11 protein-coding genes are annotated in these 12,928 nt (G+C 44.7%); 2 read left to right on the forward strand and 9 right to left on the reverse strand.

Annotation, left to right across the window (positions count from 1 at the left end; translation table 11 throughout):
- Window positions 1-1,380 precede the first annotated feature (1,380 nt).
- Entirely contained in the window at window positions 1,381-2,259 is an 879-nt protein-coding gene (glyQ, locus tag F6K49_RS28350; RefSeq protein WP_293101945.1) for a glycine--tRNA ligase subunit alpha, read from the forward strand.
- Between the two features lie 183 nt (window positions 2,260-2,442).
- Here glyQ and F6K49_RS28355 read toward each other — a convergent pair whose 3' ends face one another.
- From F6K49_RS28355 to nuoH, 8 genes are all read right to left on the reverse strand, one after another.
- Window positions 2,443-3,468 carry an N-acetylmuramoyl-L-alanine amidase-like domain-containing protein gene (locus F6K49_RS28355; RefSeq protein ID WP_293019313.1) on the reverse strand — a complete coding sequence of 342 codons (1,026 nt, stop codon included), beginning with the start codon at window positions 3,466-3,468 and terminating at the stop codon, window positions 2,443-2,445.
- Between the two features lie 227 nt (window positions 3,469-3,695).
- A complete protein-coding gene (gene leuD / locus F6K49_RS28360) occupies window positions 3,696-4,298 on the reverse strand; it encodes a 3-isopropylmalate dehydratase small subunit (protein WP_293019315.1) in 603 nt (200 codons plus the stop codon).
- Window positions 4,299-4,309: 11 nt separating this feature from the next.
- Window positions 4,310-5,716: a 3-isopropylmalate dehydratase large subunit gene (leuC, locus tag F6K49_RS28365; protein ID WP_293101948.1), complete on the reverse strand. Its 1,407-nt coding sequence runs from the start codon at window positions 5,714-5,716 to the stop codon at window positions 4,310-4,312.
- 347 nt (window positions 5,717-6,063) lie between these two features.
- Window positions 6,064-6,765, reverse strand: coding sequence for a rhomboid family intramembrane serine protease (locus F6K49_RS28370; RefSeq protein WP_293101951.1), 702 nt, complete (start codon window positions 6,763-6,765; stop codon window positions 6,064-6,066).
- Between the two features lie 317 nt (window positions 6,766-7,082).
- Complete coding sequence (gene nuoK / locus F6K49_RS28375) at window positions 7,083-7,394, reverse strand: NADH-quinone oxidoreductase subunit NuoK (RefSeq protein WP_008185025.1); 312 nt, start codon at window positions 7,392-7,394, stop codon at window positions 7,083-7,085.
- A 122-nt stretch (window positions 7,395-7,516) separates the two neighbouring features.
- Window positions 7,517-8,131 carry an NADH-quinone oxidoreductase subunit J gene (locus tag F6K49_RS28380; protein WP_293019320.1) on the reverse strand — a complete coding sequence of 205 codons (615 nt, stop codon included), beginning with the start codon at window positions 8,129-8,131 and terminating at the stop codon, window positions 7,517-7,519.
- 307 nt (window positions 8,132-8,438) lie between these two features.
- Window positions 8,439-9,041, reverse strand: coding sequence for an NAD(P)H-quinone oxidoreductase subunit I (ndhI, locus tag F6K49_RS28385; RefSeq protein ID WP_293045028.1), 603 nt, complete (start codon window positions 9,039-9,041; stop codon window positions 8,439-8,441).
- A gap of 190 nt (window positions 9,042-9,231) precedes the next feature.
- Window positions 9,232-10,350 (reverse strand): NADH-quinone oxidoreductase subunit NuoH, encoded by a 1,119-nt coding sequence (gene nuoH, locus F6K49_RS28390; protein ID WP_293019321.1) that lies wholly within the window; start codon window positions 10,348-10,350, stop codon window positions 9,232-9,234.
- A gap of 347 nt (window positions 10,351-10,697) precedes the next feature.
- Between nuoH and F6K49_RS28395 the strand changes: the two genes are divergently transcribed.
- Window positions 10,698-12,590 carry a bifunctional serine/threonine-protein kinase/formylglycine-generating enzyme family protein gene (locus F6K49_RS28395; RefSeq protein ID WP_293101954.1) on the forward strand — a complete coding sequence of 631 codons (1,893 nt, stop codon included), beginning with the start codon at window positions 10,698-10,700 and terminating at the stop codon, window positions 12,588-12,590.
- Window positions 12,591-12,740: 150 nt separating this feature from the next.
- On the opposite strand, the gene F6K49_RS28400 is transcribed toward F6K49_RS28395, so the two are convergent.
- Window positions 12,741-12,928 (reverse strand): phosphoribosylglycinamide synthetase C domain-containing protein (locus tag F6K49_RS28400; RefSeq protein WP_293101957.1); only part of this gene is annotated, 188 nt, incomplete at its 5' end.

Consider the following 12,928-nt stretch of genomic DNA (forward strand, 5'->3'; position numbering starts at 1 on the left):
ACGAGTAGCGACCGTATATTGGCTCTCAAACTATAGATTTTTCTTGGTTCGGGGCGGTGCGGTGCGCTTGGCTTTCCTCATCGCCATTTACTAATGTAAAGGGTAAAAAAGCGTTTGTCAACCTAAACCCGAAACTTTTTTGGGGATAAATCCTTGAAGCCTAGATATGGCAAGGGTTGTGGAATTTAAAAATTTTTCAATCCGTTTCCCAGGTTCTGATCAGGGGAAGAGGGGGAAGCTCTCAGGTCACAGGGGTGGGTTCTTTAGATTTGGGTCGGGAGTCGGGAGTCGGGAGCGCTGCGACCCGTGACCAATTTAATTAGACGAGTATAAGCGCACGCCCTGGGAGTCGGGAGAATTATTTGGGTAATTCCTGTATATCTTTAGATACATACCTGGTGACGGGCTTGTCTGTCGATCGTGGCTGTAAGTGCGTATTGGGATAACAGCTCCGATGCTCCTGAGTGAAACGGGAAATTAACCTGGATTTACGGTAACTGTCCAGGATTAATCGGTAAGTAGTGGCTGTTCCCATTCAGAGGCAACATTAATGAAGAGCCCTTTGCACTGCCACCATGAAATCCATTGTTGAACAACTTACTAACCTCGCTCTGACAAGGCATGTGCGCCAGAATAAACTATAGGGATGCAGGGTGCTGTTAGGGAAAACATGGGTTTATTATAGGGTTTAACCCATTAGCAACTGGCGTGGTTTCCACGGGGCTTACAAGGTGCGTTTACTATAAAACCCAACACTGAAAGCCCCGCGTCTAAAGACCGGGGATGAAAGTGAGTAGCGAGAAAGCGTCGCAGTCATTGTAATTTCTCAAAAAGACATCTCCATAAAATCGGCTTGAGCCAGACCTTACAAGGGTTTGAGGTTAATTTTTGGAGATGTCTAAAGTACTTGATACATCAAGTAGGAGTAGATAAACTGGAAAAATGAGTACAGGCTGAGAAACCGCAGGCTGAGCCGGGAGAGAGACCCGTAACTTACCGACCTGAAAGTAGTAATGCTCGGAGGGTAGGGAAAGTCCTCCTTAAAAACCCAACTATCGACTAACAATCGGTGTGTAAACCTAGCAGAATCACACTTTAAAAAAAAACATGGTACGGTGGGGCACACCGGAACCGGGTGAAAAGGGAGGAAACAGACTATGCACATGCACTCCTAATAAGTAGCCAAACGCTTAAGGAGAATTGCCCGCTGGGTCTACTATGAACTAAACTGAAGTCTTTGTCTTGACGGGTTTTTGGTTTAGGTATTGCTCAATTTTTGACGGCGTCAAAGATTGAAACGTAGTGGTTTAAGGCAGCTCGTTGATCTAAGAATCCCCGTTCTTTCAAGACGGGGAGTGTCAACAAACACTGGAGGTGTAAGTGAATTTTCAATCAGTAATTGCAACATTGAATCAATTCTGGGCAAAACATGGTTGCTTGATTGCCCAGTCCTACGATACCGAGAAAGGAGCAGGGACCATGAGTCCTCATACATTCTTGAGAGCTATTGGTCCAGAACCCTGGTCAGTTGCTTATGTTGAACCATGCCGAAGACCCACCGATGGACGCTACGGCGAAAACCCGAATCGCTACCAGCACTACTACCAATACCAAGTACTGATCAAGCCGTCACTGAATAATATTCAAGACATTTACCTAGATTCCCTCAAAGCTTTAGGTATTTGCCCTGAAGACCATGACATTCGCTTTGTTGAAGACAATTGGGAATCTCCTACCCTGGGGGCTTGGGGAGTTGGCTGGGAAGTCTGGTTAGATGGCATGGAAATTACCCAATTTACCTACTTCCAACAGTGTGGTGGCATTGATTGTCGTCCTGTACCCATTGAGATCACCTATGGTTTGGAACGATTAGCTATGTATCTCCAGGAAGTAGAGGCCTTTACTAAAATCCAGTGGAATGACCAAATTAGCTATGGAGATGTTCACCTTCAGGGAGAAGTTGAACAATGTACTTATAATTTTGAATCCTCTAACCCAGATTTACTGTTCACGCTATTTGGTCTTTATGAGCAAGAGGCAGAACAACTAAGCACACGAGGACTCGTTATGCCTACACTAGACTACGTTCTGAAGTGTTCTCACACTTTCAACTTACTGGAGGCTAGGGGTGTGATTTCAGTGACTGAGCGCACTCGTTATATCGGTAGAATTCGCAATCTAGCAAGGCGAGTGGCTCAACTCTATTTGGAACAACGGGAGATGTTAGGGTTCCCGCTGAATAAACAGACTATAGCTTGAATCTACTACACAAAGAGCCTGACCCAATCGGTAGCAGCAAGGTATTCCTACCAGTAATCACGACTGAGAGCCTATTCGCCAGGACTTACGCAAAAATGGGCATCAAATATAGGTAGTAGGGTGAGTTATTAAGGCAAGCTAAAGGTAGATTTACTGGGTAAGTTCTGGTTTTCTCGACGCTTGTTAATGGAGGATATTGTCAGTGCTTGGAATTGCTGGATTAATGGGTCGAGCCACTACAATCCCGAGGGAATGTCTAACATGTCTGGCATACCGTTGTAAATCACGGGCAATGGTGACTCTACCAGCAGGTGATGCATGAATAAAACCCATATTCCCCTCAGCAGTACGATAGACTAAGCCAGTGTGGGTGACATCTATACCAGGAATAGTAGTAGCAATGCCAATGATATCCCCTGGTTGCAGTTGATTGTAGGCTTTCCTAATCTGATCATGGGGAATGAAATTAATAGTTGTCTGCTTGAGATTAGCTTCCATGGCTACAATACACTGGTAATTGGCCTCATCCCTGGCCAAAGATGGGTACTTACCCCTGTGTTTACTCATGTAGTTGAGGGTTTTCTGGCGGGATACTCCTCCTAACTTTAGCGCTATGTTTTTAACTGTGCCCCTTCTCTGATTGTCATCAATCCATTGAGAGAAATAGTGTAATCGGCTGCAATAGCCATTTAGATTACCATTCCCATAACGCTGGTCACGAAGGTGATTGACAAAGGTCTGCTGAGAATAATCTTTTAGGGCTATCCCTCGCGCTAGGGCTAGAATTGTTTCGACAAACAGGACGCAGTCAAATTCATTGAGAGTGATAACTAGGGTTTCTTGGCTGGATTGGTCTAATAAGTGAGCTTTGTAGCTTGCGCCCAGAAATTGCTGTGCGATCGCTTGCATGATCTCTGGGAGCGGACGCTCAGACAAGTGGTTTGCGATCGCATACTCCATCACCTGCTCGAAACGCTTTTTCTCGGCTGGGTCACTAATTTCTGGTGGGGGAAATTGGGCTATCATCAGTGACTCAGCCCTATCCTTTAATGATTCGGATATAGTGCTAGTAATTAATTTGCTAGTAATTAATCGTTTATCGCCTAGTTGACCAGATTCGGACTCAACAGTAGCTTGAGATTCTAAACCAGAAGCCACACAACACGTGAGTATATACAAAACCGCAGCTAGCCTCAAGCTTTCTTTCATTATTCAACCTAAAACCTTTAACCCAATCTATTTAAAGCAAAGGCAACAGGCAACAGGCAAGAGTTAATCAACTAGCGCTGCATCAAGACATAGAAGGATTTTGGGTAATGTCAAAAACGCTAATTATTGTTTCTATAGGAATCCTAGATGAATTGTGATAATTTTTGATGCCATATTCCCTACTCCCTACTGCCTGTTCCCTGTTCCCTATTCCCTGTTCCCTTTGCTTAAGAAACAACTCCCCAATCCATATAAGGCAACCTAGCGGTTGTCGCCCGAATCGCTTCTACTTGAGCAACCAGTTGTCCACAAGTATCCCAAGTTCCAGTCAGCAGCATGTTTCTTGGTCCATCCTCCATAAACACAGAAGCCTGCAACTCACCACAATAGACTTGCATCTCTTCCAAATCCAAGGTCATCGGGATTTCAGGATTCTCATGGAGGCTTGTCTGTAATTGCTTCACGGTTTCCGAATCAGCGGTCACACAGGGAAGCCCCATCGCCAAGCAGTTACCAAAAAAGATTTCGGCAAAACTCTCTCCGACAATTCCTTGAATCCCCCATCTCGCGATCGCTTGAGGGGCATGTTCCCGTGAAGACCCACAGCCAAAGTTACCATTTACTACTAAAACCGTTGCACCTTGATACTGGGGTTGGTCAAAGGGATGTTGTCCGTTAGCTTGAGCGCGGTCATCAACAAAAACCTGTTGTCCGAGACCATCAAAGGTCACACAGCGCAAAAATCGAGCTGGGATAATCCGGTCGGTGTCGATATCATTCCCTACTACAGGAATTCCTGTTCCGGTAATCATCTTTACTTCACTACTCATCAGACCTGCTCCTATACCATCAACTCCCGAACATCAGCCACTTCCCCTTTAACCGCTGCGGCTACAACCATTGCTGGACTCATCAACAACGTCCGTCCTGTGGCAGACCCCTGACGACCTTTAAAATTACGGTTAGAAGAGGAAGCGCTAATCTGACTCCCTTGGAGTTTATCAGGATTCATTGCCAAACACATCGAGCATCCCGGCTCTCGCCACTCAAACCCAGCCTCCACAAAGACTTGATCGAGTCCTTCGGCTTCCGCTTCTTGCTTGACCCGTTCCGAACCTGGAACCACAAAGGCTTTGACTCCCTCAGCCACATGATGACCTTGAGCAAATTTAGCGGCTTCTCGCAGGTCAGTCAGTCTACCATTGGTGCAGCTACCGATAAAACACACATCCACCTTTGTGCCTTGAATTTCTGTGCCTGGAGTTAGCTGCATGTACTCATAGGCTTGTTGTGCGATCGCTCTTTCTGTTTCTGGCAAATTCTCCGGTATCGGAATAGTTTCATTAACGGCAATTCCTTGACCCGGTGTAATCCCCCAGGTCACTGTAGGCGCAATGTCCGCCGCCTCAAACCTAACCACATCATCATATACCGCATCTTGATCGGACCGGATACTGTTCCACCAAGCCACCGCCTGATCCCAATCTGCGCCCTTGGGAGCAAAATCTTTGCCCTTAAGATAATCAAACGTTACCTGATCCGGGTTAACGTAGCCGCACCGAGCTCCCCCCTCGATCGACATATTACACACAGTCATCCGTCCTTCCATCGACATCTGATCAAAGGTAGTACCAGCATATTCATAGGCATAGCCAACTCCACCTTTGACCCCCAACGTCCGGATGATGTGTAAGATTACATCTTTCGGGTAAACTCCTGGGCGTAAACTACCATTAACTTCTATTTTGCGAACCTTAAGCTTAGACAAGGCCAAGGTTTGGGAAGCTAAGACATCACGGACTTGAGAAGTCCCAATGCCAAATGCGATCGCACCAAACGCACCATGAGTAGAAGTATGGGAATCTCCACAGGCCACCGTCATGCCTGGCTGAGTCAACCCTTGTTCTGGAGCAATCACATGGACAATGCCCTGATTGCCAGAGCCGATATTATAAAATCGAATCCCAAACTCCTTACTACTGTTTTCCAAAGCTTGCATCATCTCCTCTGCCAAGACATCAGCAAACGGACGAGCTTGGTTTTCCGTCGGAACAATATGGTCTACCGTTGCCACGGTTCGTTCCGGAAACAGCACCTTCAATTCCCGTTCCCGCAGCATCGCAAAGGCTTGGGGACTGGTAACCTCGTGAATTAAGTGTAAACCAATAAATAGTTGAGTCTGACCCGAAGGCAACGTGCCAACACTATGTAAATCCCAAACTTTGTCAAACAGTGTTCTCGCGCTCATTTATAAAAGGCTTCTTACCTGGAATCCAAGACAGGGGTAATCACTTTAATCCCCAGATTTCACATTCTATTCTAAAATATGTCCTGTTCAACACAGGTTTGACACTATTGCTAAAAAAATTAACAGCTTCCCCATAAGTATTCAGCTATCATCTATCAGCTCTCAGTCATTAGCTATCAGCTATCATCAGCTTATGGGCTATTATGGGCAAGCTACGATAACAGCTTTTGAATAAAACCGGTAAATTTGTTTAATCTGTGTTATTGAAAGCTGACTGCTGACTGCTGACCGCTGACTGCTGACTGCTGACTGCTGACCGCTGAATGCTTATGCCTCCCCACCAATGACTAATCATCAAATAAACCTAAGATTGGACCAAGGATAGCTCCGAACACAAATCCACCAGCATGAGCCCAGTAAGCAATTCCTCCCCCCTCCATTCCCACCTGAGCCTGAACCCCCAGACTAGCTATGCCATTAAACGCTTGCTGTAAAAACCAAAACCCTAGATAAAATACAGCTGGTATCCTAGCCACGAAAAATATGAAAAACTGAGGAATCAGGGGCACTAGAGTCATGATTTTAGCATTAGGAAACCTGATAATATAGGCACCCATAACTCCAGCAATTGCTCCACTAGCTCCTAAAGCCGGAATCACAGATAGAGCAGAGAAAAACCATTGGGCTAACGCGGCTAAAGCCCCACAAGTGAGATAAAAAATTAAGAACCTTATCCCCCCAAGTTTTTCTTCAATGTTGTTACCAAAAATCCACAAAAATAACATATTGGAGCCAACATGAAGAAAGCCAGCATGGAGAAATTGGGATGTGATCAGAGTCAATGGTTCTCGCACAGGCTGGCCCACAGGAAAACCCTCGAAGCTAGCGGTTAACTCCCTAGGTACCACAGCATAAAGCCTAAAAAACGTGTCTAGTTCTGGTTTACTTAAGCTCAGTTCATAAATAAAGACTAAAATATTAATAACAATCAGAATGATAGTAATATATGGCGTGATTGTGATTGGGTTTTCGTCTCTTAGGGGTACCATAAGTCGTTTTTATTTTATGAGTTCACCGAAATAGTCACACCAGATTCTAAAGCAAGTTTACAAAATTAACTAATCTTTGAGTTTTTGCTAAGCAGTCAGTTTTCAACCCCCGTCTATTATACACTTTTCTCAAGTTAACTAAAACTTCATTTGTGAACTAGAATAGGTCAGCTGATTGAGGAGTGCTAGATTTTGGCGTTGCTGATCTAAGGAATAATATCAAGTCTAGTTGGGTCAGTTACCAGTTACCAGTTACCAGTTACCCTCAATCATGCCACAATTGAGCAACGCCATATTCTATTTAGCTTTTGGTGAATCTACCACTTCAGCAGATTAAATTGTTCCATATCCACCGTATCCCGATTACGATATATCGACAGCACAATAGCTAAACCCACCGCTGCTTCTGCAGCTGCTACCGTAATTACAAACACGGTAAACACTTGACCCTTAATCCCGGCTGAGTCCATAAAATTAGAAAACCCCATTAAATTAAGGTTGACCGCATTCAGCATTAGCTCAATAGACATCAGCACTCGCACGGCATTGCGGCTAGTTACTAGACCATAAATACCGATGCAGAATAAAGCAGCAGCAAGTAGTAAAAAGTATTGGAGTTGAAGTTCCATAAATTATGATGTTTTATGTAGGGAAGAGTAGTTTTTCAATGGGTAATTAGTGGTTGGTTGTTTACCATTGAGCGTTGACTGTCAACCGTCAACCAAACACTAACAAACACTAAACTGTTGTCTTATTTAGAATCCCCTGGCACAGAAGCAAGTTCCCGAGGACGCTCAGGCAAGGTCAAAGCTGTAGCAATTTCCTGATCTCTAGAAACCAATTCCTCAGGAATATAATCCCGACGAGCTATGATAATTGCCCCTACCATTGCCATTAACAAAAGTACAGAAGCTAGCTCAAACGGCAATAAAAAGTCACTGAAAAAATGCTGACCAATCTCCACAGCAGTATTAGTAACAACCATAGCTGGCTCAGTTTCGACGGACCATGGCGTTACCAAAACCATTGTACTCAGAAGCGCAAACAAACCAATACACACTATAGCAGTGGATCCAGTGCGCACCCAGCGCTTAGTCATTGGTTGAAAATCCTCTCGCTTATTCACCAACATGATGGCAAATAAAATTAGGACATTGACCGCCCCAACATAGATTAATATCTGTGCTGCTGCTACAAAGTCAGCATTTAGCAGAATATACAATCCAGAAATACCGATGAAAACACCAGCCAGTAAAAACGCTGAGTATACAATGTTGGAAAGAAGGACAACCCCTAAAGCCGCCCCAATCATGATCACCGATAGTATGGCAACAGAAATTAACTGAACCCCTTCCGCTAGATTCATGCTTAACTTATCTCCTCGTGATTTATTTTTGCCTAATCGTTGTTAGTGATAAGTCATTGGTCACAGTCAAAAGTCACTAGTTAACCTTCACTAGTTAACAGTTAGTATTAACTATTTGATAGTTAACCTTCACCCTTCAACCTTGAACCTTGGCCAAAAGGCCACGCTACGCGAACAACCTTGAACCTTGAACCTTCAACCTTGGCCAAAAGGCCACGCTACGCGAACAACCTTGAACATTGAACCTTGGCCAAAAGGCCACGCTACGCGAACAACCTTGAACCTTGAAAAGACCAATGACTAACAACTAACTCTTAACGTCTTCTTCCTTTGATTCCATTTGCTCGAGAATTTCCTCTGGGCGCATACCAGCCCGTTTAGAACCTGCTGGCAAATCATGAGGATCCATAACCCCCTTCGGTAGATAAGCCAATTCCCGTAGAGGAGTTACCATCGGGTCTTGGGTAACTTTATAGGGGAGGCGTCCCAGGGCTACATTATCATAGTTCAACTCATGACGGTCGTAGGTAGAAATTTCATACTCTTCCGTCGCTGATAGACAGTTAGTGGGGCAGTATTCAATGCAGTTAGCACAGAAAATACAAACTCCGAAATCTATACTGTAGTGCTTGAGATTTTTTTTCTTAGTAGCTTTATCAAACTCGTAATCTACCACTGGCAAGTTAATCGGACAAACCCGCACACAGACTTCGCAGGAAATACACTTATCAAATTCAAAATGAATCCGACCGCGATAGCGCTCAGAGGGGATTAGTTTTTCGTAAGGGTATTGTACTGTAATGGGACGCCGTTGCATGTGATCAAAAGTCACCGATATCCCTTGACCAATGTAGCGAGCAGCCTGCACAGTTTCTTTAGCGTAGTCGCCAACCTGTTTGAGGAACTTCAGCATAATAATAGTTTAGTGTCTCTCTCTTGTCTTGATTGTATTGCTGAGTATTGTGGTACTGATTTATGAATTCTCAATTATGGACTTTTCACTAATTATATCCTGTCCGTTTTAATACTTATGAGTATGTATTTATCCTGTTTTTTTTACTCAAAAATTATAAATTAAACGGACTTGATATAACTAATAGCTAACCACCAAAGGCAATTGGAAATGCCAATTTAAGAGCAGCAGTTAATAGAAGATTTACCAAAGCTACTGGTAGTAGAAACTTCCAGCCTAAGTTAAGCAATTGGTCAATCCGAACCCGAGGCAGTGTCCAGCGTAACAGAATAGCTGTAAAGATCAGGAAGTAAGCCTTGAGCAGGGTCATGGTAATCCCTAAAGAGGCAGTAATCACCTGCAACCAGGAACTGGTTTCACTCACCCCTAGCCAGCCCGCAAGCTTATCCAGAGGAATGGGGAATTCCCACCCACCCAGATAGAGCACTGCTACTAGCAAGGCTGACAACACGAGATTGACGTAGGAACCGACATAGAACAAACCAAATTTCATCCCGGCGTATTCTGTCTGATACCCAGCTACCAGTTCTTCTTCTGCTTCGGGTAAGTCAAAGGGGAGTCGCTCGCATTCTGCCAAGGCCGAAATCCAAAAAATTAGGAAACCCACTGGTTGACGCCAGACATTCCAACCTAGAATGCCGTATCCCGATTGCTGATCAACGATGTCAATGGTGCTGAGGCTGTTGGACATCATGACAACAGCTAGCACCGCTAATGCTAGAGGAATCTCGTAACTGATAGACTGAGCTGCAGCTCTTAAGCCTCCGAGTAAGGAATACTTATTATTAGAGGCGTAGCCAGACATTAACAGACCAATCGGCTGAATGCTCGACAGGGCAATCCACAGGAATATGCCTGTGCCGACATTGGTAATTACCAAGTTCTGTCCAAACGGTACAATCAGGTAGGAGATAAATACCGGCAGCACAACCAGGATTGGTCCGAGGGTGAATAATAAAGAGTCCGATTTGGCTGGAATAACATCTTCTTTGAAGACGAGTTTGATTCCATCTGCTACAGGCTGGAGTACCCCTAGAGGTCCAGCGTATTCTGGACCAATGCGCTGTTGAGCAGCAGCAGAAATTTTTCGTTCTAACCAAACCACTACCAAAACCCCTACGGTGGCAACGGTAATCATCAGAAATAGGGGTAATGGCATCCAAATGGCTTTGGCTGCACCAGCGGGGATGCCTAGATCACTCAGCGATTGAATAAAACGGCTTTGGAGGTCAATTCCTTGATTCATGTTTTCCGATAAACGTTATGATTGAGACCATCGATACCGCTGGTATCAGTGGCTAGAAGTTTCTTTATTAAGATTTTTTGAGAACTTCAGTGTCTAGTATATACTTGACAGCTTAATTTCTCCCCATCACCCAATCACTCCTTGTCTATCCTAGACCTAAAGCATTGCTAGGATAGCTCTATCGCTATTGTTTTTATATATAGGGTTCATCACCAATTGGATGGGAGTGCGATCGCGCTGTATTGATACCGCTTAGGCCACGCTACGCGAACACATTTCTACTTCACACTTGTAATTCACAAACTTAAAGCTAAACTTTCAAGTAGATCGACCCATCTTTGACCCCAATGAGCCTGTGCATAAATCCTGAGTGTCCTCAGCCTGGTAACCCTGATACGGACCTATTCTGCTCAAGCTGCGGTTCTGAGTTATTGCTGGCGGGACGTTATCGGGTCAGCCGCTTACTCGGAGAAGGTGGCTTTGGACGAATCTATGAGGTGACTCACAAGGGAATTGCCAAGGTTCTCAAAATTTTGATTAACGATGAACCGAAAGCTGTGGAACTTTTTGAGCAAGAAGCCAGAGTTCTGACTCAGCTCAATCACCCAGGTATTCCTAAAGGAGAGGAAAATTTCACCTTCTTTCCCAGAAACCACCAAACCCCCCTATACTGTTTGATCATGGAAAAAATCTCTGGGCTTAATTTAGAGGAGTATCAAAAAAAGCGAGGAAATCGCCCCATTGATGAAAAATTAGCCTTGGATTGGTTATTTCAAATCGTTGATATTCTCCAAGCAGTTCATCAGGAAAACTTTTTCCATCGCGATATCAAACCTTCTAATATTATCCTGCGTCCAGATGGACAACTAGTATTAATTGATTTTGGCACAGTGCGCCAAGTTACCGACACTTATATGTTCAAACAATCTGCTGGGAATGTTACCAGTATGATTTCCCCTGGGTATACTCCCCTAGAACAAATCCATGGTCAAGCGGTACCCCAGTCGGATTTCTACGCTCTAGGACGGACATTTGTTTATTTGCTGACAGGGCAAGAACCCTCAGATTTGTATGATGCTGGCAATGATATCTTGATGTGGCGATCCCATGCACCACAGATTTCTTCGGAGTTAGGGGATTTTCTTGATAGTTTGATGGTGCGAGTTTATCAACGTCCTAAGGATACTCAGGTTCTTTGGGAAAAGTTACAAGCAATCAACTCCGAACTTAATCCTCCACGGCGATCCCAGAAACCAGATGATTCTACTGTTAATAGACCGCAATCAAGTCAAGTGGGGGGGTTTGGCAGTTTAGGAATAGCTGTAGCTGGATTTTTTAACCAATTCCAAAATTCCGACCCCTCAGCAGTCGAGGGAGTCACCCTAAAATCTTTTGACTTCGATGTGGTAACTCTAGATAAATACAGTGAAATTAAAAAGCGCCGCCGTCACCAAGCCCAATATTTCACAGAAGACTTAGGCAATGGTGTAGGGCTAGATATGGTGTACATCCCTGGGGGAAGATTCCTCATGGGTTCACCAGAAACTGAGAAGGGACATAGCGACGATGAAAGTCCACAGCATTGGGTCAGAGTCTCTCCCTTCTTCATGGGAAAGTTTGCGGTTACCCAGGCCCAGTGGCGGGCTGTAGCAACCTTATTCCAAGTCTCCCCTTCCCTAAACCCCCAGCCCTCTAAGTTCAAAGGCGATACTCTGCCAGTGGAAAAGGTATCTTGGTATGAGGCGATGAAATTTTGTGCTATACTATCTAGGCTGACTGGACGAAACTATCGGCTTCCGAGTGAGGCGGAATGGGAATATGCCTGTCGAGCTGGTACCAGTACGCCATTCCACTTCGGTGAAACCATTACTACCAATGTGGCCAATTACGATGGCAACTGTACATACAGCTCTGAGCCAGAAGGGGTATATCGAAAACAAACTACTCGTGTAGGTAGCTTTGGTGTAGCCAATTCCTTTGGTTTGTATGACATGCATGGGAATGTTTGGGAGTGGTGTGCTGACCATTGGTACCCAAACTACCTAAGCGCTCCCGTTGATGGTAGTGCTTGGCTAAGTAGTATCAATGAGTATGATCATCATTCCCGGCTTCTGCGCGGTGGTTCCTGGGATATCATTCCTGGGATATGCCGCTCGGCTTGCCGCTTCAGCTATATCCCGGCAGACAATATCGAAGCCAACATTGGTTTTCGGGTGGTGTGCGATATTAGTATTCCTTAATGGGTTGACCATGATTAATAGCCGTTGAGGGATTGTTGCTGGTCTCCTGTTGCTGGTCTCAATGGGAGCAAGAACTTACGAATGCGATCGCGTAGCGTAGCCCTTCGGGCTAATCGCATCAATAAAACCCATACAATCAACCAATACAAGTCAGCCTTCATCCTGCAAAACCCGATAACCAATATCCCGACGGTAATACATCCCTTCAAAGTGGATACAATCCATAGCGCTATAAGCAACTGATAAAGCTTGCGCTATTGTTTTACCGGTGCCGGTAACCCCCAAAACCCGACCACCACTGGTAACTAGCTCCTTCTGTTTCAGGGTAGTACCAGCAC

It is taken from the genome of Moorena sp. SIO3I6, from assembly GCF_010672095.1.